At 32.3% G+C, this 25,537-nt stretch carries 24 protein-coding genes; all 24 read right to left on the reverse strand.

The window, feature by feature from the left end; genetic code table 11:
• Positions 1-34 precede the first annotated feature (34 nt).
• Positions 35-1,045, reverse strand: a complete 1,011-nt coding sequence (locus PSU83_RS14425; RefSeq protein ID WP_300590252.1) for a glycosyltransferase — start codon at positions 1,043-1,045, stop codon at positions 35-37.
• Positions 1,020-2,357 carry an O-antigen ligase family protein gene (locus PSU83_RS14430; RefSeq protein WP_300590253.1) on the reverse strand — a complete coding sequence of 446 codons (1,338 nt, stop codon included), beginning with the start codon at positions 2,355-2,357 and terminating at the stop codon, positions 1,020-1,022. Before PSU83_RS14430 ends, PSU83_RS14425 begins: the two co-directional genes overlap by 26 nt.
• Positions 2,358-2,360: 3 nt before the next feature.
• Positions 2,361-3,434: a glycosyltransferase gene (locus tag PSU83_RS14435; RefSeq protein WP_300590254.1), complete on the reverse strand. Its 1,074-nt coding sequence runs from the start codon at positions 3,432-3,434 to the stop codon at positions 2,361-2,363.
• The gene (locus PSU83_RS14440) at positions 3,431-4,549 is read right to left on the reverse strand and encodes a glycosyltransferase (RefSeq protein WP_300590255.1); all 1,119 of its coding nucleotides are present in this window, start codon (positions 4,547-4,549) and stop codon (positions 3,431-3,433) included. Before PSU83_RS14440 ends, PSU83_RS14435 begins: the two co-directional genes overlap by 4 nt.
• Positions 4,550-4,609: 60 nt before the next feature.
• Entirely contained in the window at positions 4,610-5,602 is a 993-nt protein-coding gene (locus PSU83_RS14445; protein ID WP_300590256.1) for a glycosyltransferase, read from the reverse strand.
• Between the two features lie 17 nt (positions 5,603-5,619).
• Positions 5,620-6,615, reverse strand: coding sequence for a glycosyltransferase family 2 protein (locus tag PSU83_RS14450; protein ID WP_300590257.1), 996 nt, complete (start codon positions 6,613-6,615; stop codon positions 5,620-5,622).
• Complete coding sequence (locus tag PSU83_RS14455) at positions 6,612-8,156, reverse strand: glycosyltransferase family A protein (RefSeq protein ID WP_300590258.1); 1,545 nt, start codon at positions 8,154-8,156, stop codon at positions 6,612-6,614. The genes PSU83_RS14450 and PSU83_RS14455 overlap by 4 nt, the downstream gene beginning before the upstream one ends.
• 12 nt (positions 8,157-8,168) lie before the next feature.
• Positions 8,169-8,972, reverse strand: a complete 804-nt coding sequence (locus PSU83_RS14460) for an FkbM family methyltransferase (protein WP_300590259.1) — start codon at positions 8,970-8,972, stop codon at positions 8,169-8,171.
• Positions 8,969-10,111: a glycosyltransferase family 4 protein gene (locus PSU83_RS14465; RefSeq protein WP_300590260.1), complete on the reverse strand. Its 1,143-nt coding sequence runs from the start codon at positions 10,109-10,111 to the stop codon at positions 8,969-8,971. The genes PSU83_RS14460 and PSU83_RS14465 overlap by 4 nt, the downstream gene beginning before the upstream one ends.
• Before the next feature lie 97 nt (positions 10,112-10,208).
• Positions 10,209-11,609 carry a UDP-glycosyltransferase gene (locus tag PSU83_RS14470; RefSeq protein WP_300590261.1) on the reverse strand — a complete coding sequence of 467 codons (1,401 nt, stop codon included), beginning with the start codon at positions 11,607-11,609 and terminating at the stop codon, positions 10,209-10,211.
• A 141-nt stretch (positions 11,610-11,750) separates the two neighbouring features.
• On the reverse strand, positions 11,751-13,445 hold the full coding sequence (gene asnB, locus PSU83_RS14475; protein ID WP_300590262.1) for an asparagine synthase (glutamine-hydrolyzing): 1,695 nt from the start codon (positions 13,443-13,445) through the stop codon (positions 11,751-11,753).
• A gap of 1 nt (position 13,446) precedes the next feature.
• Positions 13,447-14,142 carry an acylneuraminate cytidylyltransferase family protein gene (locus PSU83_RS14480; protein WP_300590263.1) on the reverse strand — a complete coding sequence of 232 codons (696 nt, stop codon included), beginning with the start codon at positions 14,140-14,142 and terminating at the stop codon, positions 13,447-13,449.
• Between the two features lie 2 nt (positions 14,143-14,144).
• Positions 14,145-14,774 carry a methyltransferase gene (locus PSU83_RS14485; RefSeq protein WP_300590264.1) on the reverse strand — a complete coding sequence of 210 codons (630 nt, stop codon included), beginning with the start codon at positions 14,772-14,774 and terminating at the stop codon, positions 14,145-14,147.
• Positions 14,775-14,777: 3 nt separating this feature from the next.
• Entirely contained in the window at positions 14,778-15,938 is a 1,161-nt protein-coding gene (gene neuC, locus PSU83_RS14490; RefSeq protein WP_300590265.1) for a UDP-N-acetylglucosamine 2-epimerase, read from the reverse strand.
• Positions 15,935-16,942 (reverse strand): N-acetylneuraminate synthase family protein, encoded by a 1,008-nt coding sequence (locus PSU83_RS14495; RefSeq protein WP_300590266.1) that lies wholly within the window; start codon positions 16,940-16,942, stop codon positions 15,935-15,937. Before PSU83_RS14495 ends, neuC begins: the two co-directional genes overlap by 4 nt.
• Positions 16,943-17,006: 64 nt before the next feature.
• Positions 17,007-18,212, reverse strand: a complete 1,206-nt coding sequence (locus tag PSU83_RS14500; RefSeq protein WP_300590267.1) for a hypothetical protein — start codon at positions 18,210-18,212, stop codon at positions 17,007-17,009.
• A gap of 7 nt (positions 18,213-18,219) precedes the next feature.
• Positions 18,220-19,152, reverse strand: coding sequence for a glycosyltransferase family 2 protein (locus tag PSU83_RS14505; protein ID WP_300590268.1), 933 nt, complete (start codon positions 19,150-19,152; stop codon positions 18,220-18,222).
• A gap of 2 nt (positions 19,153-19,154) precedes the next feature.
• The gene (locus tag PSU83_RS14510; protein ID WP_300590269.1) at positions 19,155-20,066 is read right to left on the reverse strand and encodes a glycosyltransferase family 2 protein; all 912 of its coding nucleotides are present in this window, start codon (positions 20,064-20,066) and stop codon (positions 19,155-19,157) included.
• On the reverse strand, positions 20,063-20,902 hold the full coding sequence (locus PSU83_RS14515) for a glycosyltransferase family A protein (RefSeq protein WP_300590270.1): 840 nt from the start codon (positions 20,900-20,902) through the stop codon (positions 20,063-20,065). The genes PSU83_RS14510 and PSU83_RS14515 overlap by 4 nt, the downstream gene beginning before the upstream one ends.
• Before the next feature lie 4 nt (positions 20,903-20,906).
• Positions 20,907-21,824 carry a glycosyltransferase gene (locus PSU83_RS14520; RefSeq protein WP_300590271.1) on the reverse strand — a complete coding sequence of 306 codons (918 nt, stop codon included), beginning with the start codon at positions 21,822-21,824 and terminating at the stop codon, positions 20,907-20,909.
• A 1-nt stretch (position 21,825) separates the two neighbouring features.
• Entirely contained in the window at positions 21,826-22,473 is a 648-nt protein-coding gene (locus PSU83_RS14525) for an acetyltransferase (RefSeq protein ID WP_300590272.1), read from the reverse strand.
• Positions 22,470-23,543: a DegT/DnrJ/EryC1/StrS family aminotransferase gene (locus PSU83_RS14530; protein ID WP_300590273.1), complete on the reverse strand. Its 1,074-nt coding sequence runs from the start codon at positions 23,541-23,543 to the stop codon at positions 22,470-22,472. The genes PSU83_RS14525 and PSU83_RS14530 overlap by 4 nt, the downstream gene beginning before the upstream one ends.
• 2 nt (positions 23,544-23,545) lie before the next feature.
• Positions 23,546-24,769: a glycosyltransferase gene (locus tag PSU83_RS14535; RefSeq protein ID WP_300590274.1), complete on the reverse strand. Its 1,224-nt coding sequence runs from the start codon at positions 24,767-24,769 to the stop codon at positions 23,546-23,548.
• A gap of 10 nt (positions 24,770-24,779) precedes the next feature.
• Positions 24,780-25,526 carry a class I SAM-dependent methyltransferase gene (locus PSU83_RS14540; protein ID WP_300590275.1) on the reverse strand — a complete coding sequence of 249 codons (747 nt, stop codon included), beginning with the start codon at positions 25,524-25,526 and terminating at the stop codon, positions 24,780-24,782.
• Positions 25,527-25,537 lie beyond the last annotated feature (11 nt).

Below are 25,537 nucleotides of genomic sequence, written 5' to 3' on the forward strand. Positions count from 1 at the left end.
TTTTTTTAAGTCGCAAGTTAACAAATAATACGTATTAAACGAGTAATTCTGTCCATTGCTTTTTTACCAATCCCCAATCAAAGTCGTTTACCAATAGTTTTCCATTTTGGGACAATGACTGCGCTAAATTGGTTTCTGTGATTATACGCTCGATTTGTTTGACCATATCCTCTACATCATTATCATCAACTAAAAGTGCCGTATGATCTTGCTTTAATAAATAGGGAATTCCTCCGACATTTGTTGATACGACTGGTAATCCTAGTGCCATAGCTTCAATGACACTAATTGGTGTATTGTCAAAATGAGTTGTATTTAAAAAAATATTGTAATTCTGAGAAAGTAGTATCCACTCCTGCTTTGACAATTTACCTGTTACTTTCACTTCTACGTTATTCTTCTTAGCAAATTTCATTGTTTTTGAAAAACTCTCATCTTTTTTAGGACCAACCATACAAAGTTCAGCATCTGGAAAAGTTTGTTTCAATTTAACAAGCACTTTTACTGCCATGACAGGATTGTAAATTTTGGAAAATGATCTAACCCAAAGCAATTTAGGCGTTTTAAATTCCTTTATTGATTCTTTGTATAACTGAAGTTCAATCGTGTTGGGAATATATTTCAAATTTTTATAGCTATTATTTTTGAAAGTTTCAAACAAATAATTTGAAGGAGCGATATTAATGTAGGCATTACTAAAAATCATATCGGAGAAAAATTTGCTCCGAACTATTCTATTAGGCAAATCACCTCCGTGAAGTTTTGGAATATATTTGACATTAAGAAGTCGGCACAATTGGGATATTACAAAGGCATACCAAAAGTTTTTTGTGCTATAAGTATCTATTAAAACGTAATCAACTTTTTTGCAATATTTGAATGTCTTATAGATCATTTCTAGCATTCTCATGACCTTATTTTTTTTTGATGATGCGTAAAAAACGGTATAGCCTTCCTCTTCCAAAAAAGATCCTAATGTTTCTATGGAAGTAGAAGTATATCCATGACTGGATAATTTATTACCTATGTAAAGCAGATTTTTCATCTAAAAAAACTTTTAATAGCGATAACGAATATATAAAAGCTGGTGCAGCTATTCTCATGGCGGCGTGATTAATCGTCAATAGCCAAAAAAACAAGAAACTAAACATAAAAATATGTTGCCGATTGTCCAAAAATAAAATAATAGGAGTAAAAAACACTATCATTAAGGCAATAATTCCCATACTTCCATGTTCTGCTAATGTTCTAGAGACTTCACTGTGAGAGGCAATAATCAATCCTCCAGTTTTTTCTTCTCGCACCTCTAATGCTTTTGCAACTCCAATTCCGAATACGGGATTATCAAGAAAGTCATCAATTTCACCATTCCAAATATCCTCTCTACCAGTTAACTGACTTTCCTTCTTTCTACCTGCAGCATCCTCATTAGCATACCGCTTATCAATTAATCCTCCTGTTTGATCTGAGGTATACAACCAAGTCACAAAAGAACCAACAACTATAAACACAAAAAAACGATTTAGATTATACCTTCCATGAGATTTTGTGGTGAAGTATAAATAGACTAATAGAAATATAATCATTATTAAGCCTGTTAACATACCGCCTCTAGAAAATGTTACTAAACCTCGATACGTGATATTAAACAAGATAATCAAATTAATAATAAACAATAGTTTTGATTTACTTTCTAAAAGTAATCTCGAAAAAAAGACATACATACCAATTCCTAGTAAAGTAGCAACCTGATTAGGCCCAAATCCTCCTGAGGTTTCACCGTTTGATCCAGTTCCAACTAAAATATCTTTTAAATTGGGTGTATACAAAATTAAATAAAACGTTGTGGTTAAAATAGGTAGTGCTAATGCTAACATTACTCCATTTAACTGTGACAAAAGTATTTTTCTATTGTAATTGTATATCGCGGCTATACCAAGGCAAGCAGGTCCACTAATATTAAAAGCTATTGCTTTTCTAACATCAGTCTCGAGATTTAATGTTTCTGTGGCTATAAGTACTCCAGGTAATAGCAGTAATAAATAAATCCAAAAAGGTATTGCATTCTTTGAAAAGCCACTGTAATACATTCCCAAAATCATAAAAACCATTACTCCATATTTCGAGAATTCATAAAGTATATTTCCCCCGGTCATTCTTAAAAAAACTTCACTTCCAACGATGTAAGCAGCAACGTATAAAACTTCATTATTTTTATTTTGTCGTTTGATTACATAGTACAAACCAACGGCAACAATTGCTATAGCATAAATTTTTGAAAATGGACGCGCTAAATAGACTAACAATCCAATTAGAATATGCAAAGAAATTAATATGATGTATTTTTTTTCTTTCATATTTTATAAGCTCGATGTCCATTTTAAATAGTGAGCAATAACACCTTCTTCCGAATTATTTTCGATTACAGTATGATATAAAGCAGTACCCATTTGAATTCGTAAATCTTCGTTCACTATATAATTTAAAAGTTTTTGATAAAACAGCTGTGTATCCTCGGCATTCACAATGTATCCATTCTTACTATCTTTAATAATCAAAGGAATTTCACCCACTTTTGTTGAAACGACTGCTTTTTTACACAAACCATATTCAATTAAAGCAATTGGTAAACCCTCCGATTTTGACGTCAATATAGCTATATCCGATTGATTAATAATATTTTTTACATCATTTTTTGAACCATAGATAAACACATTGTCTTTCAAATTTTTATTTTGAATTTGTGTTCGAACTTTTGCGGAATACTCGTCTTCAAAATCTTTTCCAACCAAATGAAACGTCCAATCCGGATGTGATTCCTGGAGTTTTTCGGCTACTTCCAATAAGAAGAAATGATTTTTTTGGTCCCGTAAATTTGCCAAGCATAAGATGCGTTTACCAGCTGTGCCTTTTAAAAAGGTTTCTGCAATGACAACTGAATCGATTGCTGTAAAATTGGGTAAATAAATTACTTTTTTGCAATTGAGTTCTTTTTCTGCCCAAGCTTTAAGTTTATAATTTACGACTATAATTCCTTTGAAAAAGAACGACGCCATTTTCAAGGCAATTGATTTTTGAGAACTAATAAATTCACTCAGTCCGTTGTGGTCGTGCCAAATTATTTTAATTTTTGGATGAAGTAATTTTAGTAGTACCGCAGTAAAATAAGAACTACTGTGCGGATGAAGGAATTCTACTTTATGCTCTTTGCAATACTTTTTTAATCTGTAAATAGCTCCAAAATCAACAGTAGCTTTTTTATTCAGAAAAAGATAAGAAACCGAAGCGTCCAAATGACTTTTCAAATTACCTTCTGCTCTTGTTGCGACTAAACCCGAGAAATCAATCCTCTTGGCAAGTGCATTGGCATAATTAACTGCCATTTTTTCGGCACCCCCTATTTCAAGCGAATCTATAATTTGAAGTACTCTCATGATTGTAAAAGCTGTTTTATCTCACGTTCAAAAACATCCATAGTGTATTTTCTAGACCAATTTACAGCTTTATCTACTTTACTTTGATACAAATTATTATCTTTAAGAATTGACTGTATTTTTTGAACATCTTCTTTTAAATTCAGTTGCAAAAGTATTCCTCTGCCTCCATTATCCAACATATTTGGAACACAGGAAACTTTAGATGCTATTGGCAAACAACCCCAAAACATGGCTTCTGCAACTACTTTTGGCCAGCCTTCACTCAATGAAGGTAAGATTAGGAAATGATTTTCAATGTACCCTTTTTTAATAAGTACCTGATTTTGATTTCCTTTTAAAAAGACGATACTTTCTAACTGATTGACTGAAATATAGGTTTCAAGCTTTGCTCTTTCCATTCCATCGCCATAAATTGTCAATTGCACTTCATTACCATTTTTGTGAAGTTCTTCAATAAGTTGAATGGCGTATAAAGGTTGCTTTCCGTTAGAAAGTGTTCCAACAAAAAGAAATGATAGTACACCCTGAAATGTTTTTGGTTCAACTTCTATTTTATCAATTTCATAATAACTTGCAGTAAAAAACGGTTTGATATTTTTGGAACTGTTTTCCCATTCACCGTAAACTAAAACTTGCATATTTCTAGTCAAAAAAGAATTGTTTAAAATCCATTTTTGTAGACGATATGTTACCGGTTGTTTTGCTTTGGAATCCCAATTACCCGCATATTTAGCCGTTTTGGATTTGGATGGAAATAACATTTGAACGATGCAACCTAATAATCCTATGTTTCCTGGACAACGTAAATGAATATGATCTGCCTTTTTCATGGTTTGAAAAATGTTCCACAAGATACTTGGCATAACCAGCAGTGAATGCATTAGATTTTTAAAACCTGTAATATCAAAATCAGCAACAGGAATAAATGTTATTTTCTCATGCTGGTAGAATTCTTGAATCGGATTTTTCGGAGTATCGTGCAACGGAGCCACAATCAGCACTTCAGAAACATTTTTAATCCATAAATTCATTTCACGAACATAGGGCTCATAGCCAAAATAATTACCCGAATCTTCACCATGAATAACATGAGTAATTATGGCAAACTTCATACTGGTTTACTTTTTTTGCATTAAGATAGTTAATTTTTCATCATGATCTCTCATCAATTTCTACCGAGGTTTATTAATAAATAAAGAGATCCAACCCGAGATTCTTCCTCCAAATTCGGTCAAGGCTTCCTTTTTTTTCTGGGTTGTAAATATATTGCTAAATCTGATAAAAGCCAACAATAATGTAATCGCATTCCATTTAAATCTAGCTTTTAACGATGGATTAGGATATTTGACACGCCAAACATACCAACCATTTCTAACAACCATTTTTCCATATTGATATTTGTTTGGTCTTCCAGATTGATCGTGATTATGATAAAGTTGTGCATTTGTTGCGATAACGTTTTTACCAAATTGTTGTGCTCTGATGCTAAAGTCAGCATCCTCATAAAGACCGTATCCTTCAAAATAAAGAGAGAATTTGATCTTTTCATATATTTCCTTCCGAAAAGAAAATGACATTCCAATTAACAAATCGACTTCATATAATTTACCATTCAGTGGAAAACCACAATTTCTTCCGTGGGAGAACTCAGGCATTCTCCCTGAACCCACATCAGATTGCAATCCCAATATATTTCTTATTCTATTTCGTGAACTTTCAGGATAAACATAATCCGCCATTTCGAAAAAATTATTCTTATTGTACTTTTTATCCGTTTCCTTTTTTATCCATCGGTCTTCATTTAATGCTATTCCGGCAACGCCTGTTATAGTGCTACTACTCTGGTACGCCTTGATGATTTCTTCAAAATAATTAGGTTGTAAAACAGTATCATCATCCAAAAAACAGACCACTTCGGAACGTTCTGAAACTGCGGATAATCCAAAATTTCTTTGCTTTGTTAGTCCTCGATTTTCTTTAGAAACTAAAAAATATTTTAAATTCTTGATGGTTGTCATTCTAATATAATCGTTAGTTTCATTATTTGTCGAACCATCAATAATCAGAATTTCGTTTGGAAAAAGAGTCTGTTCCATAACAGAGTTTAGTAAATTCTCTAACGGAACCGGACGCATATAAGTACAAATAATTAAAGTGAAATTCATTTAGTAATTGTAAAATATTAATGTGGTTTTTTCATTATAATTAACGAGAACCAAGCAGAAAGTCTTCCTGCAAATTCTTGGAGTGCCTCCTTCTTTTTAGCTTTAGTAAAAGCATTTACTAATAAAATATATGTTAGTAATAAAGTAATTAAGTTCCATTTTATTCTTGCTTTTAGTGATGGATTCGGAAATTTAACACGCCATACGTACCAGCCATTTCTAACAACCATTCTTCCGTAAACAAATTTATCTGGCCTTCCTGAATGATTGTGAAAATGACCCAGTTGTGCCTTGGTATTAACGTATAATTTACCGGTTTTTGAAACTCGAAAAGTGAAATCAGCATCTTCATACAAACCATATCCTTCAAAATACGTAGAAAATGCAAATGTAGTAAACACTGATTTTCTGAATGATGAAACACCTCCTTTGATTTGTTCCACTTCATATGTTTTTCCTGTTGGCGGTAAAAACCCAATACCTCTACCGTTAGAGAACTCTGGCATAAAACCAGGCTTTACAGTACTATCTAATCCTAATTTTTTTCGCAACACAAATCGACTACCCTCATTTCTTTTCCATCCATCGTAAAAAAACTCCTTACTAGCTGGCTTGTAATCAAATGAAACTTTTTCCCAATTTGATTCATTATTTATAAAACCTCCAACACCAAGCGCTTCTGGAAAAACAGTATATGTTTTTAGTATTTCTTCAAAATAATTGTGTTCCAAAACCGTATCATCATCTAAAAAACAAATGATTTCAGTGTCTTCGTGTACTTTTTCAATTCCGAAATTTCGCTGTTTGGTTAAACCTCTAGCTTCATTTGGAACCAAAAAATACTTCAGATTTGGAAAACTATTTTGCGTCAACATTTCTTCCGTAGCGGGATTTGTTGAACCGTCAATTATTAGAATTTCGTTTGGATAAAGCGTTTGCAACTTCACAGAATCCAGTAGTTTTAATAAGGGTTCTGGACGCATATAAGTACAAACTATGAGTGTGAAATTCATAATTTTTGTTTCTTTAATTGATTCGCCCAGTATACACTTCTATTCCATTTCTGGTTAAATGAATGTATGTATTTGAAAGGATTTTTAAAAAAACTTAGCGTTACGTTTTTGAAAAATAATGTCGTTTTATAGCTAGCCAATTGTTCCGTAGTGTCATATAATAATCTATATAACATAACTGTTGGCGAAGGTTTTGGTTGTATTTCATCATTTTGCCATTTTAAAATTGGTCGGGTTCTAAAGCCGCCTATCGGTGCCTTTAAATGTAAAATAGTTGTGGTTGAAATGTACAACACATCAAATCCTTTATTTCGTAATTGCATTCCAAAATCGGCATCTTCGCCAAAACCAAATTCAAATCCCATAGTAAACTTAAGATCCTTAAAACAAGATGTTTTTACAAAAGCATGTCCGGCTCCGAAAACCGAGAATTGTATGGGCAACTGAGGAATAATCGTTTGTGATTTCAAATGGCAGGCAATTAAAAAAACTTCATTTCCAGTCGTTTGAAAAGTGGTCATTGCCGTTTCGAGTAAATTATTTTCAAAAACAATATCATCGTCGGCAAAAAAAGTAAACTCACTTTCTATCAATGATAACCCAATATTTCTAGCATTACAAGCTCCCGCTTGGTGAGTAAAATGATGCTTTATGACAAAAGACCATTTTTTATTTTCGATAAAATCTAAATAGGAACGACTATTTGTGTCTGGGTTTTGTTCAATTATGATAACATTTTTAGGAAGATACGTTTGAGCTTCTAGATTGTTTAAAACATTGAGCAAATATTCCTTTCTTCCGATGGTTGGAATTAAAACATCTATTGTTCCATGCTCAATACTTTTTTTATTGGATTCAAATGGAATATGATTTAATAAGTCAGGATTGAAACTTCTTCTTTTATAGCACAAGGAAACTAGAAAAGGTACTAGCAAAAACTTTTTTTCAAAAAGAAAGAGATTAAAAAACAAAAGAAAAACCCATCGGGCTCTATAGTGTTGTTTGGTAAATTTAAAAAGCTGATAAATATTCGATTGCTTTTGTACTTGGATACTATTTTCTATCAGTAATTTGGGCTCAGAATAACAAAGCAGACCAAACACAATGGCCCTACGGGCAAAAGAATTCAAGAAATAATCAAAGTTCTCCGCACTCTTTAAGTTATTTTTACAAGCATTTAGTACTGAAGCCTGCACAGCTCCAACTACACTACTCATTTGCCAAGTAGGATATTTTACCTCCTTATTTATTTTTATGTAAAGAGAATCTTCTATGTAACCCAGTCGTCTGTCAAAATAATTTTCTGAAGATGGATTATAAGAAAGCAGAAATCTTTTATGATGAAACAGGGTTTCAATTTCATTACTATTCAAATTATCCCTTTCACTTTCCTCACACCACACCAAAATTTCATTGGTATATTTATGAGCGAAATCCAATAGTACCGAAACAATATTTCGATTTATTTCATTAGGAAAACTGCCGCTTTCAGTTGAAGTAACTTCAGTAATTTTATAGTTTTGGTGATAAAGGATAATCATGTAGACGGTATCTTATTTCAAATTTGGACCAGCGAAAGTAATGATTTCGTTCCCTCTAAAAGTAATTGTTTTGAAAGGATAATTCAATGATGCGAAGAATTGTTCCACTTTTACGAAAGTTTTTTCTCCATTTACTACATGATACGAAGCAATAGCAAAATTAGGTTTCAAGGTTTTAATAGTTTCTACACAACCATCAAGCGCTTCAATTTCAGCACCTTCAATATCCATTTTTATAAAATCAAGTTTCTGGATATTATTATCTTTAACCCAATCGTCAATTTTGACCGCTCTTTTTTTGACGCAATGTTCTTTGTCTGGCATCCAAACTGCTGATGAACCTACAGTTCCAGCTTCGTAAAAATCTATGAGTTCGTTTTTGTCCCAAAGCAGCAAATCTTCAATTTTGATATTATGTACTAAGTCAACATTTAATTTACTATTATTTTCAATTTTTTCGATGTTAAATCTATCGGGTTCAAAAGCATACACTTTTCCTTTTGATCCGACTAAATTCGAGAATAAAATAGATAAATGACCACAATTAGCTCCAGCATCAATAACAACATCTTCCGGTTTTACCTTGTAAAAATGTTGGTAATAATTAAAATCTGCCACAATCGGATACAAGGCTTCATTGGTAAATAAAGAAACATTTTGAAACGTTGTTTTATAAACCATTTTTCCATTGTGCTGAGTCAGTTCAAAAACAATATCTTTTGGTTTAAAAATGCTATAATACTTGAGTTTCAAAATCTCTTTTGTATTTCCTTTAGGCATGAGGCTACTGAAAAAATTCCTTGCTGCTTTTTTCATTTAATTATCATTTTATAGAATTTAGCACTTTGTTTGGCTACCACTTCAATACTAAATTTTTCTCTAACTTTCTTTCTGGCTTCAACACCAAATTCATTTCTCAATTTTTGATTATCTAACAATTCTACTATTCGGTCGGCAAACAAACTATGTGCTTTAGGATGAACCAAAAAACCGTTTTGAGCATCGTCAATAACCTCATTTGCCCAGCCAATATTTGAGGCTACAATTGCTTTTTGCATCGCCATAGCTTCAATCCACGAAACAGGTAGTGCTTCTGCAAAGGTTGGAAAAACACAAACTGTCGCCGAGCAAATATGCTCATTTATTTTATCATAAGGAACACTTCCAATGTAATTTACATTATCAAAAGCAGCCGAATCAAATAAAGAGTGCATCATGGACCAAGTGGAACTATTTCCAGAAATCACATCCGATGCATCGCGACCCATCAGAATTAATTTTGCTTTATTGTTCTTTTTATACACTTCATTGAAAATCAGGGGCAATTCTAAAAGCCCTTTCTTTCTAATTAAGGTACCAAAATATAGAATTGTGTTTTCCTGAATTTCAATAGTATCATCAAACGAAAATTTATCGATATCAATACTGTTAGGGATGATAGTAAAATTACGCTTTAATGCAAATAACTGATCTGTTAGGTCGGCAGTATATTGACTAACTGAAAGCAATGCATCAGCTTTTTGTAAAGCTCGTTTTTCATGAAATTTATTCAATGCTTTAACTGGACGATTGTCCAAATGGCAAAAATAGGTATCAGAACCATTAAGTCTTATAACTACTGGACATTTTGGTTTGATATCGGATGTAATCCCAGTCCAATCAGGAGCTTCAAGTAGTTCTATTTTCTTTTCTATTACTAATTTAGTAATTAGTTTTTGGATTTTTTTTTGAGTGAGAAGTCTGGAAAAACCTTTAATTTTTATATTTTTAATTCGATAAAAAGTAACTCCATTTTCTTCAAAAACTTCATCTTTATTCTGACCGTAAACCAAAACAGAAACTTCATGTCCAGCATTGGTTAATCCTTTTGAAAGATTCAAAATACTGGTTCCGATTCCGCCCGAAGCACCAATTTTTGGGTGCGGAAATTCTGGTGTCAGAAAGGCTATTTTCATCTTAATTGGAAGTAGTTAGAATATAATTTGAAGTCAAATTTAAATCTATATATACTGATTTCATTGCTTATAGTCCAGTAAACATACTATTTAAAAATCACTTTTTACAAATTTCGCTTATGGCATTCCAAATCCTTTTGGAAGCTTCCTGCGGTGGATGTTGATTTATTTTTTCAAACCATTTCTGAGCTTTTTTAATCACATTAGCAGCGTCATTACTCATCATTTGGAGAATTTTTTGTTCCATCTCATCTGGATTATTTATCCAAAAAACGGCTTCATTTGAAGGCATTGATCTAAAATGAATAAAGTTATATATCTTTTTTACAGTCCAATTAGGCACTATACCACCGGAAACATCATAATTAATAAAGCCACAAGGTTTATCGAAAGCTACAAAATCAAAAACCATTGAAGAACCCAAATTTATAACGAATTCTGAATAATATATGGTATTCATTTGCAAGACTAAATCTTCTTTCGTCGGTAAAATAGTATTCCAAGCTTCCCCTACTTTTTTCCACTGTGGATTTATGCTAGTAATTAGATCTTTATATTTTGCTAAAACAGCATCAAATCGGTTAGAGAAATCGACAGGACATCGTCTGAAAATAATTCCTAGATTATATCCTTTTTTGTTAAGTTCCAGAACTGCATTGGCTAAATCTGCGAGGTAGGTTGGATCATTTGGTGATGTAGTGCTATCGTCACCAGAATAACAAATGTATTTTTTATCACGATCTAAAGTGTGCTGTTTAAAAAATGCTTCCTTAGAAATTATAACATCTTTTTGAAAATGACCTTCAAACTGTGGAGTACCAGTGACTTTTATTTGATTTTCTGCAATATAAGGATAGTAAAACTGCAATTCACTTTTCATGTGTTCACTCCAAACAAAATAGAAATCGGTTTCAATAATTTTTGTTCCTTTGGGTAAATTGTCCCAAGAAAAAATAAACGTTGCTGTTGGAATTCCTAAATCTTGAGCAGCTAAGATGGGTGCCACTCCAAGCATTATTCTTTGATTAGTACAAAATACCATTCCTGGTTTTTCTTTTTCAAGCGTTGCTAAACTGTCAAAGTACAGTTTGGTTTTTCGCTCTTGTCTTGCAATCGATTTTCTGATTCTTACGAGTCCGTTTTTAGAATTATTTCTTAGAATTAAAGTACTGACTACAACACTTTTTATAAATTCTTTTAAGCCTCTATTTCGACTTTTAAAGCGATAGTAATCATAAACTTCATCTTTTGTTCTTTTGATATTTTGGGATAATTCGATACGCGTTTGAGCAATTTTTAACACATCTGTTAAGGGATGAGCTTTTGCGTATTTTATCGGAATTTCATTAATGCCTAATTTTCGTAAATCGAACGGCGTATTATTCCAAAATTTAATATCAAATCCTTTCTCAAGTCCAAGTTCATAAAAACTAGTAAAGGCAAAATTTTTAAGGCCAATACCGTCAGGAAGAAGTATAAGTATTTTATTGTTCTGCATTAAAGAAACTACAATTTAATCGCCAAATATATTGTTTTATTGAGGAAAATAAAGAATAACTATTGAATAATAAAACTTTACTAAAGACCAATAGTCAAATTTTGCTATTCCAGGAAATCGAGGTTATCGTTTTTCAGAATATTATTTTAGTAATTGTGCAGCATTAATCCATTGCCAAATATGAAAACTGCTTTGATTATCTCCGTTAAAAAATAAATTCAGTTCGGTTTCTAATGCTTTCTTAGTAAACCAGTTATTATCATATAACCTTTCGACTTCTGCCCTAACCCAATCTTTTAAATCTTCCGAAAGCCATTCACGTTGCGGGGTTTGTAACGGACGCTTTGGCGCTAAAACTAGCTCTTTTTGTAAAAACTGTTCTGCAATTTTACGCAGCATCCATTTTTGAACTCCGTTTTTAATTTTAAAATCGGTTGGACGACTAAAAACATATTCAACCAATTCATAATCTAAAAACGGCTCACGCAATTCTGTACCATAAAGCATAGAAACTCGATCATTGAAGCGCAAAGCACGCGGAATTTTAGTGTAAAATAAATCTCTATATTGAAGATTTAATAAATTGTCGTCAAATGGTTTTGGGTAAGCCGCTTTAGTATAACTTCTTGCAAAATCAGCATTTAGGACATTGCTTCTTAAAGGCGAATTAGTAACACCTTGAATAGTATTTTGAGAATTATTGATGTAATAATCATATCCAGCCCATGCTTCATCTGAACCTTGACCATCAAGCAATACTTTTACTCCTTTTTGTCTTGCCGATTGAAATAATTTAGCATACGCAATCGTTGGAATCCCACCATAAGGTTCCATTTGGTGTTGTGCCATTTGTAATGAAAGTTCGGGAACTTCATTTGCAGAAAGAGCGCAAACATTAAGGTGAAATGGTCTATTTTCCAACATAGACTTCACCCATTTCAGTTCATCATATCGGTCGTCATTGGTTATAAAAGTAAATGCTTCAACGGTTGATTTGTCAATATTCTGCTGATCAATCAAGGCTAATAACGTACTCGAATCGAGACCTCCGCTAAGATTAAATCCTATTGGAACATCCGCTCTGAAACGTAAATTAATCGCTTTTAAAAGTAGATGGGTAATATATTCTTCTTCGTTTTTATCAAATTGGTTGAATAACAACTTAGTTCTGTTTTCAAACGAATACCATTTTTCAATTTGAAGTGAACTATTGTGTAGCGTTAAGTAATGACCTCCTGGCAACTGTTGTATATTTTGCCAAAAAGTTTCATTGGGCATACCGTAACTGCCTTCCAAAAAAAAACTACCCCAAACCTTTTCGTTAGGAACTTTTCTAACGCCACTCTCTAAAATGGTTTTAATTTCGGAAGCAAAATAAAAATTCGCATGATCAAAAAAGTAATAGAACGGTTTTACGCCAAAGCGGTCGCGAGCTGCAAAAAGGGATTGCGCTTTTTTGTCCCAAATGGCAAAAGCAAACATTCCGTTAAATTTATCTAGACATTTGTTGCCCCATTCTTTATAGGCATTCAGCAACACTTCCGTGTCAGATTGCGTTTTGAATTGATATTTAGACTGAAGTTCTTTTTTTAACTCAATATAATTGTAAATCTCACCATTGTAAACCAGCACAAAATTGCCGCAATCACTTGTAAAAGGCTGGTTTGCATTGCTTGACAAGTCGATTATACTCAACCGATTATGACCAAGCGCAATTTTATTAGGTTCTAAAAAAAAATCCATAAAATCTGGACCTCGGTGCTTTTGCGCTTCCAGCATTTGACTAATACTTTGTTTTTGAGCATTTGAACCAATAATTCCTGCAATTCCACACATCTTACCAGTTGATTTGAGTGAGTATTTTTTCGGCAGTTTCCCAATCTTCCATGGTATCAATATTGACATGGAATTTAGGATTACTTTCTATAAAAGCGATGGATTTCCCGTAAAGGGAACCATTTTTAATCACTTCCGTTTTGGTAATATAAATTGATCCATCACGGTGAAACGCTTTAGGTAAATCTTGTCTTCTCGAAATTATTTGTTGCTCTCCAGTAGCCATTTTCAAAAAGCCATTTTCATTTTCTTCAAAGGCCCAATGTGGATTATATTCGTGAGGAATTTCCAAAACGCTTACCAAGCTATCAGCGCTGGAACGAATAAACCTTTCTATAGCTTTATCAATGCTGCCTTTTTCCCTAAACGGATTAGTAGGTTGTAACAAACAAACTGCATCAAAAAATAGATGCTGCGATTCGAAGTAAGCAATAGCGTGTTGGACTACTTCAAGCGATGTTGAAGTATCTTGAGCTAATGCTGCAGGTCTTAAAAATGGAGGTTTATAACCACAAATCTCAGCAAGAATGGCAATTTCTTGATCGTCGGTTGAAACAAGTGTTTGCGTTAGTAATTTAGAATCTTTAGCTGCATTTATCGTGTATTCAATCAAAGGCAATTTGCCCAAAAGTTTACTATTCTTTTTGGGAACCCCTTTTGAACCACCACGTGCGGGAATTACAGCTAAAAATCTCATAATTAGTTTTTAAAATTTCTATATTTTCTTTTCAAATAAGTTCTTATTTTTTCAATGAAGTAAAATAATTTCATTTTGTTATTTGGATAGGGAAATATTAATTGACCTCCTCCACTCCAGTTTTCAGCCGAAAAAGGTCCGTAATTTGGATTTTTGTAATTACTTATCATTTCCGTATGCAAGACAGTTTGAAAAAGTGATTTCAACATTTTCAACTGAAGTGATCTTCCACCTTCAATAAAAATTACAGAATTCTCCGTACACATTCTTTTTACTTCTTCCAACGACTCATCTGTTCCATCTATAATAATTAAATCATACGTTTTACCTTCAGGAATTTGAGACAAATCAGCATATAAACTGATTCGATTAATTTGTGCTATATTTTTTTGGATGGCATTCAAACAAAATTCATTTGCTTCTGTTGCAGTGTATTCTATAGTTGGTGAATATTCTAAAATTGCATCGGCTATGCATCCAATTCCGATTCCAACTTCTAATACATTTTTTATTTTAAACGTTTCAATTAACCCTAAAATGCATTTGAGTGCGTATTCATTTGCTATATTTTGATTCCCATCAATAGATGAAAATTTAGAATAAGTTTCTTCTGCTTTTTTATTTAAATCCATATCTTAATAGGTAATTGTTTTATGAAATTGAAGTGGTAATTCTTTTAATAATTTAGCAATGTTTTTTCCTGCATTTCCTCCGCCATACACATCCGATGTTATTCTTTTATTTTCTTTACTAAGCATTTCAACGGCATTTATAATAGCTATTTCTTCGTAGTCGACATCTACAACATTTCCGCCTCTATCACGACGATTTTGACGCGAACCAATATTGACAACAGGAACACCTAAATATGCACATTCGCGAATTCCCACACTGGAATTTCCAATTAAACAAAGGGAATTATTTAATAAATTTAGAAAATCATCACCTTCCATATTTTTGAAAAAATGAATATTTTCCATCTTAAATTTTTCACGGAAAGAGCGAATTCCCGAAGAAGTTCCATCGGCTCCTGCATCCACATTTGGCCAAAACCATAGCGTAGGTTTATTTAATTTCTGAATGGCTCTTAAAGTCGATTCGATATGTTTTCTTGAATCCTGATATTCATTCGTTACAGGATGCTGCATTACAACAATATATCCGTTACTCAAATCAGGTTGTGAGCCTACTCCACCGTATTTTTCATAAGGATTGAAAGTCAGTTTCGTGTTTTTGGCCACTTCTTGAGCGATATCAATTGAAGGACATCCTGTATTAAAAACCATATTCGGATTTTCACCTAATTGGATTACTCTTTTTTTGGCATTTTCAGAAGCTACAAAATGATAATCTGCTAATTTGGTAATGGAATGGCGTACTTTTTCATCAATATTTCCAGTTACTTCACCGCCCTGAATGTGAGCCAAAGGAATGTTCATATAGGAAGCCGAAATAGCGGTTGCCATCGTTTCAAAACGGTCAGCAACGGTCACTACAATATCTGGACGAAGATTATCAAAAACAGTGGATAATTCAAGAATTCCAATTCCCGTAGTTTTTGCAGCAGCAGTTAGATTTTCACCTTCCAATACATTGAACACTTTCGCCGCAATTTCAAATCCGTCTTTTTCGATGTAGTTCACAGCACTTCCATATCGTTCAAGCAAGGCAGAGGCCGCAATGATAAGCTGTAACTCCAACTCGGGATGATTTTTAATCGCAGTTAAAACGGTTTTAACGCGACTGTAGGATGGTCTGGCTGTAATAACAACAGCTATTTTTCTTTGTGTATTCATTCTAAATCATCTTCATTTAAAAAATCCCACTTCGTTTTATTATTGGTCAGTTTTTTACCAATCACATTTTTAAACTGCTTTGCAGAAATTCCAAAACCGCTGGGTTTTTTACTTTCTAAATCGTCGAAAGTAATAATATGTCCTTTTGGCAACTCTTTATTTATGGCTAATGATTTTTCAAAAATAGCTTTCAACTCTTTGAAATTCTCATTCGTATTCTTGTCAATAGGATTATTTTGGGCACAATGGATTTTATTTACCGCTTCCACTAGTAGTTTGGTTTGCATTATAGTCAATGAAGCTGCTGTATCTGGTCCAAACATTTCTTTGTGGAACACTACGTGAAATTCTAAAATTGCTGCACCAAGTGCAACGGCAGCAATTCCTGTGGACACCCAAGACGAGTGATCCGAAAAACCTACAGGAACTTTATAACGCTCTTTCAATTCCTGGATTACATTCAATCCGTATTGTTCTGGTTGCGTTGGATAAGCCGTCGTGCATTGCAAAATAGAAAATTTGGTATTTTTACCTTTCAGGAAGTTGACCGTTTCATCTAATTCAGAATAATTACTCATTCCTGAGGAGATGATTATAGGTTTTCCTGTTTGCGTGACTTTTTCTAAAAGCAATAAATTCATTACTTCTCCCGAGCCAATTTTATATGTATGAACTCCAACTTCTTCTAACCAATCAACCGCCATATTACTAAAAGGGGAACAGATAAAATCCAAACCAACTTCGTCACAATGCTGTTTAATTTGTTTCCATTGTTCGATCGTAAATTCCATGCGTTTCCAATACTCGTAACGCGTAGCATCTTCTTTAGAAAATTTAATTCGAAACGGTTCATGGATGCTACTTTCGGCTTCGGCAATGTGCATTTGAAATTTAATCGCTTGAACACCAGTTTTTGCAACGGCATCAATATAAGAATGCAGAATTCCCAAACTTCCATCATGAGCTTGAGCAATTTCGGCTATTAAATAGGGTTTGTTATTCATTTTTAAATATTGAGAAAGCAGTAAAAATAACGAATTCGAATTTTTGAAAAGGCTTTTGGAGAAATTAATTTGATAAAATTTCGTTTACTGATTTTGCGAAATTTTCATCGCTAAAAAAATCGCCAAAAGGAAAGACTTCTTCGTTTGTTTCTAACCGATTTAAGATTAGATTCTCTAGCTTCGTTTTTATTTCAAGTTTATCGTTGCTATTTGCAATAAATCTAGCATCCGTGATGATATTTCTGAGTTCGCTTCTTTCTGGTGAAAGCGAGAATATTGGTTTTTTTAATGCCGACAGAAAAGGTGCTTTGCCTACTAAGATATTACAGTATAAAGGGCCATTTTCTAAAATTACATTGATGTCGGCGCAATATTTTTGTTCAAAACACGAATTTGAAAAATTTAAGGTTTCCAAAATAATTATGTTTGAAATTTGCTCATATTTTTTAGCTAGTTGTTTCAAATTGACTCCTTTTAATCGAAGTACAAATTCAGTATTTTCTTTATAAATAGAATTACTTTCAACTAGTTCTTTATAAGCATCAAGAAGAATTTCTATATTTCTTCCAAATTGAATTGCGCCATGATACAAAATGGTCATTTTTTTATTCTTTTGGACTATTTGTTTATTGTCGCTTAAATCAAATACACCTTCAACGTATTGGTGTGGAAGCGTAAAAAATTTCTTTTTGGTTCCATATAAAAACTCCAAATCATTTGACATATAATGAGCCGAACTCGTGCACGTTTTAGCTTGAGAAACCACATTATACATTTCTTTCATTTGATACATCTGAAGATTTGTCAACTTTTTATTAGAACCGACATACCAAAATAGCGGATAAGGATCGTGAAAATTAACGATGGCTTTTTTTAGAATTGGTAAATCTTTTGAGCCTAATATCGTTTCATGGGCTAAACCAGCACTTCTAATAAAGATATGATCGTACTTTTTATAATCAATTTTTGAAATGTGATGCGCATACAATTTGTTGATATGATCCAGATTCAATGACCTATGAAAAACCCTCCAATGGAATTTGTTAGCGAGAACTTTGTAGAACGGAACTTTAGTTTTAATTAGATGCGATTCAATAGAATTAACAGGTAGTAAATGCAATTGATCGTCACTATCAACCGTTTTTAGATACACTACATCAATTATGGAGTTGGGATACGCTACTCTTAATTTTGCCAAAAAAGACCGAGAAATTATTCCTTGACTAGTTCCTGAAACTCTTAAATCTTGCTCAACAATTAGAAACTTCATTGTGTTTTTATTTTTTTAATAACTTCTTTTTAATTCGATATACTGGTTTTTTTATTCCCCAAAAATTATACAAAACAACCCATTTAATCCTTTGAAAAGTTGATAATTCCAAAGATGTGATTATTTTTTTTGATAAACTAAATTCTTTAAAATTAAGTGCCACTAGCAAGAAGTATCGAATAATAGAATTGGACAGTAAATTTTTATCTTTTAGATTTTCAATGACATTCAAAATGGCGTCCACATACGATTTACGTCGTATTGGATTATCATTATAAAATTCACCTGTGTTGGAATTTTGATGTTTTCTTCCGTAGAACAGACATTTATCAATAGATATTCCGTTGTAACCCGAAGACACTATTCTGGAATATAGTTCCCATTCTTCTGCATACATTAAGGTTTCGATAAACCTATTTTTTTCGAAACATTCTTTCTTCCACATTACGGCACAAGAATTAAATGGAAGTTCATTTTTTAGCATTTTTTCAACATCATTCTTATCTATACTAAAAGTAGTGTATTGCTTTGAATAATCAAATTTATAGTCAAAATCATCAAAAAACACCTCTCGAATATAGCGACAGAAATAAATAGTATTATCCGTTAATTCTTTAACACAAAGCTCTAAATTTTGTGGATGAGGAATATCATCATCATCAAAAAAAATAATACAATCGCCTTGGGCTAAATCTATTCCAAAATTTCGACAGCCTGGTAATCCTTTTATGTACTTATCAGTTCGTTTGTAAAAGTTAAATCTACTATCTTTCTCTAAGAGTGGTGTTATAACTTCTAGAGTATTATCGGAACCACCATCATCAATAATGATACATTCCCAACTATCAAACGTTTGATTTTGTATCGCTAGTAGGGATTCTACAATGTAATCTGCCCTATTGTAGGTTGCCATTATTATAGACACTTTAGGTGCACTCATCATCAGTGTTTTTTGAATTTGTGAACTATCTTTTTAAAGAACTTAATAACCCAATTACTATTAATGTGTTTCAAATAAAAGAAAAGAAAGATAAAAAATTCAGAAATTTTCAAACTTCTAAATCTTCGTAATTCTGCTTGATATCTTCTTAAAAGCCGTAATTTTTCTTCATTGTTATAATAATTTAATTTATGATAAACCATAAACCTATAAAATTCAATTTCAGATTTGTTTTTTAATCTAACATTATCATTTTTTCCAGAAATATTTGCCTCCGATAATCTAAAATAGACTACACTTTCATTGATAGAATATATAAGTTTGTCCTCTGAAAAGTCGAGCCAAGCCCGATCATCACTATTCCACGCTAAAGGATAGTTGTGAAATTTAAATTTTTCGTATGCTTTTTTGGAAAAAATATATTCCGAAAGAGAACTTCTCGACGTTTTATTAAATTTTCTGTAGAAAGCAGCTGTTGCCGATTCCCATACCGGATGCATAAAAATTACATTCTCTTGAATTTCTCTTTCGAAAATTTTTTTGGTTGCAAAACGAATAACATTTGTTTTATATTCAAATGCGGTAAAATGGCTGTAGAAAGACGCCACAGCGGTAGTTCCTAAAACATCATCATCTCCTAATATCATGATCCATTCTTCATTCTCACACAGGTCAATACAGCGTTCCCATTGTTTGGCTAAAGAAATACCGCCTAAGTTTTGTTCAAAATACTGATATGAAAAATCAAATTTGCCTTGAAACTTTTCCAATAATTGTGTTGGATTTTCAGGGCTTGCATCATTGCCGATGTACACTTTAAAACGCTTATCCGTTTGATTTGCCAAAGAAGCTAAAGTATCTTCAAAATACGTTACTTTGAAATATGGGATTACAATTGCTAACTTGACCATCATTGCTTCTTATATTTTCCGAAAAGTGTAAATCCAAAAAAAGTTTTAAAGAACAAGTCGCAAACAAATTTTTTACTTTTAAGTATCCTTTTAAATTCGTCTTTGGTGTTCTCTACATCATCATTTAGTTTTTTGTATGAGCCTAATTGTTTTACATAAAATTCACTGTGTTTGATGCTCATGTACTGTAATAATGCTTCTTTTTTGGGCTGATCCAATTGCTTTACCATCGAAACTTCTTTCACTCTGTAATAAAATCCGATAGTTTCCAATTGTTTTACATTTCCACCATTTTTAAGCAAAGAGATCCAAAATTCCCAATCTTCCCAGCCATGATTCATTTTTACATCGTAGCCACCAACCGAATTCCAATCCGATTTTTTAAAAACTGCACTACAAAAGATCATGTTATTTTTGCTTAAATTGGACAAAGAAAAAATAGGTAATTTCCACAATCCGCTTTGACTACCAAATTTTTCTGCTTTACAATAGACCAGTTTAAGGGAAGCATCTTGTGCAAAAGAATGTAGTGCATCTGCAACATAGTTCTTAGAAATATAATCATCGGCATCAAGAGGCAAAATAAATTCTCCTGAAGAATGGCTTATTCCAAAATTACGTGCGCTGGACAATCCTCCGTTTTCTTTACTCAAATAGGTAAATCTCGAATCTCTATTTACCCATTTTTGAGCAACTTCCTCCGTATTATCGAGTGATCCATCGTTTACAATGATGCACTCCCATTCTTGAAAGCTCTGCTCGTAGACCGACTGCAAAGCTTCTCCCAGATATTGAGCTTGCATATAACAGGGAACGATGATAGAGATTCTTGGATTCATATTTTTAATTAACAAAAAAGTGCAGTTTTAAATCACTTAGGTATTTCCTAAGAGGGGTTTTAAATTTACAATACTGAAAATTAGTACAAACAATCTTTAATGTTTCAACATACTTTTTTTCTTTTAAAACTAGATTATACCTTGTATTAAAATAGTAATTTAATTTTTCTCTTGCCTTACCTTTTATCTTATTTATTCCGAGATAATTATGAATCGAAATAATTTGAAAGATGTGCGTGTTACAGCTATTTAACTCACTAAGATTTATCATAACTCCAGAATTTTGAACTCTATAAATCGAATAAATTTCTACAGATCTATACGCTTTTAATCTGCCGTTTTTCATCAAAATCACATATAAAAACCAATCCAAAAAAGTAATCTTATTAAAAATTTCTGGAATATGGAATTTCTGGTTACGAAACATAACGGTACAAGTAATCAGATTATTATTTGATAAAAAATCTTCTAAGACAAATGTGGAATCAACGTTATCTTTAATTAGTGTTTCTCTACTTAAATCTGAAGACAGTAGAATTGCATTCCCACTGTGGATTAAATAATCCTCATTTGTTTCCAGAAAGTCAACTTGTTTTTGCAGTTTTAATGGATCTATCCAATAATCATCCCCTTCACAAATGGCTATGTATTTTCCATTACATTGTTCTAAAGTAAAAATAAAATTGGCGGCAATGCCTAAATTATTTTCTTGATTTATATAATTTATAGTAGAAGCTTTTGGATGGGTTTTTAAAATTTTTTGGATAACAGCATCTGTTTTGTCGGGAGAACAATCATTAGAAATAATTAATTCTATTTCAAAATCACACTCTTGCATCAAGACACCATTTATAGCCTCTTCAATAAAATTTTCATGACCATAAGTAATCATGCAAATGCTGACTTTTAGAGATTCTTTCATTTTAAAATTCCAGTGGAGCTAATTGTTTAATAATTTTGGCAGGAATCCCAAACGCTACACAATTATCTGGAAGATTTTTTGTGACTACAGAACCGGCTCCAACAATTACATTTTTTCCAATTACCACATCTGGCAATATAGTGGCGTTTGCCCCAATTTGTGTGTAAGAATCAATTTTTACTCTTCCTAAAATGGTTACGCTTGGTGAAATTTCTACAAAATCTCCAATTATACAATCGTGCGTAATTATTGAATTATAGTAGACAATACATCCCAAACCTATTTTTACACTATTAGAAAATATAGCTCCTGAAAGAACATTTGATCCTTGGCCAATCGAAACTTCATACGAACCAACTGTTGCTTGCGGACTTATCGTAGCGCAATATTCACCTCCAATTGCACTAAACTTATCAAATAATTGTTTTCTTAAAACAGGATTACCGATACCGATAGTGAAGCGAGAATCTACGTCTTTAAAATAAACTTGCGCCTCTTTTAAAGTTGTCACTACTTTAAATTTTTCATATAAAAATTTAGGTGCATCAGTAGTTACATCATCGTAAAAAACTACATTTTCAAGTTGGTTTAATTGATGTACTACTTCCAATACCTCTTTGGCAAATCCTTTGGCTCCAATTATGATCATTCACAAGAATTTAGCAGTGAAACAATTAGGTTCAATTCATTTTCTTCTAAACCTACATACAATGGCAAACATAAAATTCGAGAAGCAATACTTTCCGAAATAGGCATTGGGCTTCCATTAACAAATTTTATCCTATTTAAAGAAGGATAGAAATAGCGTCTTGGAAATATTTGGTTGTTATTCAATACTTTTTGTACTTCAAGTAGTTTTTCTTCCGAATCAAAAACAACAGGATAATAACTGTAATTCCATTCGGTATTTTCTCTTAATTTAATTGGTTTGACCAAGCTGAAATCAAGATTATCTGTATAAAAATCAACTACTTTTTTACGTTCGGAAATGATGTGATCCATATAAGGAAAAACGGCTAGACCCATCGCGCCTTGTAGTTCTGAAACCTTACCGTTAATTCCCAAGCCATGAAAATCAAGCGAACCATTATGTCCAAAATTATGACTATAAAAAAGCTGTTGTAACAAAGTTTTATCTTTGGAGAACATGGCGCCACCTTCAGCAGTGTGAAATAATTTAGTAGCATGAAAACTACAAGTACTCACATCACCAAAGTCGAAAATAGATTGTCCGTTGTATTTAACCCCAAAAGCGTGTGCCGCATCATAAATTACTTTAAGTTTATGTTTGACCGCTAAAGCTTCAATAGCTTCAATGTTACAAGGATTCCCAAAAACGTGTGTTGCTAGAATTGCGGTTGTTTTTTCAGTAATTGCTGCTTCAATTTTAGTTTCGTCTATAGTCAGATACTCTTCATCAATATCTACAAAAACAGGCGTGCAATTTTCCCACAGTATAGCTGCCGTAGTAGCAACATAACTGAAGGGTGTTGTAATTACTTCACCGTTATTAGCTAGTAATTTAAGGGCGATTTGTAATGGAATGGTTCCATTATTAGTTATGATTATGTTATCACTATTTAAATAACTTTTAAGCTTTTCCTCAAGTTCAAGAATAAGTTCGCCACGATTGGTAAGCCAAGCGTTATCCCAAGCACGCTGCACTTGTAGTTGATATTCTTCAATGGGTGGAAGAAAAGTTTTGGTTACGTTGATCATGATTAATTTATATACTGTTTAAGTAGTTCAATTCGAGGCTTCATTTGAACTTTATTGGAATAGACCTCTTGAAACTTAATTCTACCGTTAATAGCAATTTCAATTATTTTATTTGGATTCTCAATTAAAGTAAGCATTACATTTTCTATAGATTTACTATCGCTTTTAATAATTACCAATTGATCGTTATTTACAAATGTAGTGTTTTGATGTAATTCATCACTTAGCAAAACCATCACTCCATTTAGCGCTGCCTCAACAACAGTTCCTAAAGGAAAGCCATCAAAAGAGCCGACATCGAGAGCAAATGGCTTATTAGGTGAAATAATAATATCTATTTTTTGAAATGTTCTGCCTAATTCATCAAAATTTTGATATCCATAAAATGTTATGTTCTCTTTTATTTCTGAAACATCAATATCATTTTGGTCGAAGTCTCCAATCACATGAAATTGGACAAAATCGCATTTTTTGCTTAACGCATGCGCTACTTCTATAAAGACATCATACCCTTTATCAATACCTTTAGGCATATACTTTGCTGCGCAAAAACAGATATCAAGTGTGCTTTTACCTTGGGAATAATATTTTTTAGAGGCTAAATTTTTGATTAAAGAATTTTGAGGAACGACGCATCCAAAAATAAATTCAATTTTATCTTGGTTGCAAAAATCATTTTTCAATAAGTAGTCTCTAGTGATTGATTGAGTCACAATAACTTTCCGAAACAGTGTAGACGAAAGAACTCTTTTCAATTTAGAATTGGTCAATTCATCATTCATTTGAAAACCTCCGCCTGGATAAAGTGTGAAAACGAATGGGATGTTATACTTTTCTAACCAATATAAATTTTCATAGATGTTATTAATAAAAATGCAATAAAATAGTTTTGCATTTATATTTATTAATCCTTTTCTAAAAAGGAGTTTTCTTTTAAAATCCTTATTGGAGTGGACAAATGTTTCAATGTGCTTTTTATTATCAGAAATGGATGATTTTAATACTGAATATGATTTTGAGCTAATAATTATTTTTGATTTCTCAAATTCTGTAAGCAGCACGGTAAGCTCTTCCAATCGAAAACCAGAAACAGGATGAGGGAAGATATCATCATAAATTATTAAATCATTTTTTTTTAATCCTTTAAAATAATAATAATCTTTCCTTTTTATTATTTTCTGTAAAATAAAAAATGCTCTTTTACACCCTTTCTCAACATTAAACATGTGATTCTTTTTATGAGTCTTTATTTTTCACTTTTAAAAAAATCAATTTAAGACTATTTAATTCCTCCTCCGTTAATCCTTTTCCAAAAAGGGCAAAATCATTACTACTATCAATGAATTCATCAATAAAAGTCATTTTATTTTTTAATAGCGAATAGGCAGGTGCCACAGAATCCCACGAAATATCATCTAAAACAATAAAACTTTTTTCCGCCAATAATGGAAAATAGTTCTCTATATCTTCCATAACAAACTTGGTATCATGATTCCCATCGATATGCACTAATCCGAACTTTGTATTATTATTTTTAAATTCTACTACGGCATCGGATGATTTTTTTCTAACTAATTTACCATTATTTTGGTAATTATTATCCACTATAATTTTGGAAACACCTTCAAATAATTTTTGGAAATCCGTTACAGTTATGAAATTATCTAATTCTTTTTGCAAATCGGGTCTGTCATTTTGTACAGCATCCATGTTACTATATGGATCTATTCCGTAAACAATACCATCTGAAAACATCTTGTGGGCAATTGCTTGAGGAAAAAAGGAACGTCCTCTGTAAACGCCAATATCTGCTGTCGCCTTTAATTTAAATTCTTTAATCACTAAACTCATTAAAAATGCCTTCTCGTGGCTACATCCACCTCCAAAATCTTGTGGAATTAAAGAATGTATTTTTTTAATTGTATCACTTAAAACTTGGTCTTTTGATTTACTTTTTAATAAGTTAAAAATCTTTTGTATCATTTTATTTAATA

The sequence above is a fragment of the Flavobacterium sp. genome, assembly GCF_029945805.1.
GTDB lineage: Bacteria > Bacteroidota > Bacteroidia > Flavobacteriales > Flavobacteriaceae > Flavobacterium.

What these genes read in the sequence shown, in the direction of transcription:
- PSU83_RS14465 (WP_300590260.1), bottom strand. Translation starts at nt 10,111, where the DNA reads ATGAAAATAGCCTTTCTGACACCAGAATTTCCGCACCCAAAAATTGGT.
- PSU83_RS14525 (WP_300590272.1), bottom strand. Translation starts at nt 22,473, where the DNA reads ATGATCATAATTGGAGCCAAAGGATTTGCCAAAGAGGTATTGGAAGTA.
- PSU83_RS14480 (WP_300590263.1), bottom strand. Translation starts at nt 14,142, where the DNA reads ATGAGATTTTTAGCTGTAATTCCCGCACGTGGTGGTTCAAAAGGGGTT.
- PSU83_RS14470 (WP_300590261.1), bottom strand. Translation starts at nt 11,609, where the DNA reads ATGCAGAACAATAAAATACTTATACTTCTTCCTGACGGTATTGGCCTT.
- PSU83_RS14500 (WP_300590267.1), bottom strand. Translation starts at nt 18,212, where the DNA reads ATGAAGTTTCTAATTGTTGAGCAAGATTTAAGAGTTTCAGGAACTAGT.
- PSU83_RS14485 (WP_300590264.1), bottom strand. Translation starts at nt 14,774, where the DNA reads ATGGATTTAAATAAAAAAGCAGAAGAAACTTATTCTAAATTTTCATCT.
- PSU83_RS14445 (WP_300590256.1), bottom strand. Translation starts at nt 5,602, where the DNA reads ATGAATTTCACTTTAATTATTTGTACTTATATGCGTCCGGTTCCGTTA.
- PSU83_RS14430 (WP_300590253.1), bottom strand. Translation starts at nt 2,357, where the DNA reads ATGAAAGAAAAAAAATACATCATATTAATTTCTTTGCATATTCTAATT.
- PSU83_RS14495 (WP_300590266.1), bottom strand. Translation starts at nt 16,942, where the DNA reads ATGAATAACAAACCCTATTTAATAGCCGAAATTGCTCAAGCTCATGAT.
- PSU83_RS14435 (WP_300590254.1), bottom strand. Translation starts at nt 3,434, where the DNA reads ATGAGAGTACTTCAAATTATAGATTCGCTTGAAATAGGGGGTGCCGAA.
- PSU83_RS14540 (WP_300590275.1), bottom strand. Translation starts at nt 25,526, where the DNA reads ATGATACAAAAGATTTTTAACTTATTAAAAAGTAAATCAAAAGACCAA.
- PSU83_RS14425 (WP_300590252.1), bottom strand. Translation starts at nt 1,045, where the DNA reads ATGAAAAATCTGCTTTACATAGGTAATAAATTATCCAGTCATGGATAT.
- PSU83_RS14520 (WP_300590271.1), bottom strand. Translation starts at nt 21,824, where the DNA reads ATGAAAGAATCTCTAAAAGTCAGCATTTGCATGATTACTTATGGTCAT.
- PSU83_RS14440 (WP_300590255.1), bottom strand. Translation starts at nt 4,549, where the DNA reads ATGAAGTTTGCCATAATTACTCATGTTATTCATGGTGAAGATTCGGGT.
- PSU83_RS14505 (WP_300590268.1), bottom strand. Translation starts at nt 19,152, where the DNA reads ATGAGTGCACCTAAAGTGTCTATAATAATGGCAACCTACAATAGGGCA.
- PSU83_RS14510 (WP_300590269.1), bottom strand. Translation starts at nt 20,066, where the DNA reads ATGATGGTCAAGTTAGCAATTGTAATCCCATATTTCAAAGTAACGTAT.
- PSU83_RS14535 (WP_300590274.1), bottom strand. Translation starts at nt 24,769, where the DNA reads ATGTTTAATGTTGAGAAAGGGTGTAAAAGAGCATTTTTTATTTTACAG.
- PSU83_RS14530 (WP_300590273.1), bottom strand. Translation starts at nt 23,543, where the DNA reads ATGATCAACGTAACCAAAACTTTTCTTCCACCCATTGAAGAATATCAA.
- PSU83_RS14450 (WP_300590257.1), bottom strand. Translation starts at nt 6,615, where the DNA reads ATGAATTTCACACTCATAGTTTGTACTTATATGCGTCCAGAACCCTTA.
- PSU83_RS14455 (WP_300590258.1), bottom strand. Translation starts at nt 8,156, where the DNA reads ATGATTATCCTTTATCACCAAAACTATAAAATTACTGAAGTTACTTCA.
- PSU83_RS14460 (WP_300590259.1), bottom strand. Translation starts at nt 8,972, where the DNA reads ATGAAAAAAGCAGCAAGGAATTTTTTCAGTAGCCTCATGCCTAAAGGA.
- asnB (WP_300590262.1), bottom strand. Translation starts at nt 13,445, where the DNA reads ATGTGTGGAATTGCAGGAATTATTGGTTCAAATGCTCAAAAACAAAGT.
- PSU83_RS14515 (WP_300590270.1), bottom strand. Translation starts at nt 20,902, where the DNA reads ATGAATCCAAGAATCTCTATCATCGTTCCCTGTTATATGCAAGCTCAA.
- neuC (WP_300590265.1), bottom strand. Translation starts at nt 15,938, where the DNA reads ATGAATACACAAAGAAAAATAGCTGTTGTTATTACAGCCAGACCATCC.